Genomic DNA, 1,034 nt, shown 5'->3' on the forward strand with positions numbered 1-1,034 from the left:
TCTTCCGCGCGCGAAACTGCCGCGCGCGTTGCCGCCGGAGCCGTGGCCAAACTCCTGCTCTCAACACAGGGAATTGAAATTTTAGCTTCGGTAACCAGCGTTGGAAAAATGAACGCACCAGAAGTAAAAATCGAAAACACCCAAGATTTTTTGCGCATCCGCGAAGAAAACATCGTTCGTTGCGCCGACCCGGAAACGGCCGCGCAAATGATTGATTACATTGACGACATCCGCAAAAAAGGCGATACTGTTGGTGGCAAAATCAGTTGTACGATCCTGAATTGTCCGGTTGGTTTAGGCGAACCTGTTTTTGATAAATTACATGCTGATCTGGGCAAAGCCATGCTTTCTATCAACGCTGTTCATGGTTTTGAATATGGTTCCGGTTTTACGGGAAGTGAAATGCTGGGTTCAGAACACAACGATATTTTTCGGAAAGATGAAGCAGGAAATGTGCAAACCTTAACCAATAATTCAGGTGGCATACAAGGCGGCATCAGCAACGGAATGCCGATTACTTTTAAAGTTGCTTTTAAACCGGTTGCAACGATTATGCAAAACCAGGAAACGATTGATGCCGCAGGAAACGCAGCCGAAATAAAAGGCAAAGGCCGCCACGATCCTTGTGTGGTGCCACGTGCGGTACCAATTGTAGAAGCAATGGCTGCGCTGGTTTTGGCAGATTTATGGTTGCGGAATTTGAGCGCGAAGTTGTAAGGTTATGCTTCTTTTATCAGGTAAAAATTAGTTTGCTAAAAGAAGTATTTTGATTTTTTATTCAATTGTAAATTCAATAGTTGATATTCTCCGTATAAAGAATGGAATTACAAACCCATAAAACAGAAATATGATGAGTATTGAAGTTACCAGATTAAAACCAGTTAAACATTTCTTTTACATCTTGCTTTTGATTTGTACAAGTTGTGATTTCAAAAAACCAAAACCACCTCAAGTTACCTTTGATATTCCTTCGTTAATTGGAAAAAATATTGATCAAGTGCGTAATGTTTTAGGTAAATCTGAGGATCCTTCTC

At 41.4% G+C, this 1,034-nt stretch carries 2 protein-coding genes; both read left to right on the top strand.

Annotated elements, in window-relative coordinates; translation table 11 throughout:
- Positions 1-717: chorismate synthase (aroC, locus tag Q0192_RS06905; RefSeq protein WP_299288085.1), on the top strand; the 717-nt coding region annotated here is incomplete at its 5' end.
- A gap of 130 nt (positions 718-847) precedes the next feature.
- Positions 848-1,034 (top strand): hypothetical protein (locus Q0192_RS06910; protein WP_299288088.1); only part of this gene is annotated, 187 nt, incomplete at its 3' end.

The sequence above is a fragment of the uncultured Mucilaginibacter sp. genome (genome assembly GCF_937859865.1).
GTDB lineage: Bacteria > Bacteroidota > Bacteroidia > Sphingobacteriales > Sphingobacteriaceae > Mucilaginibacter_A.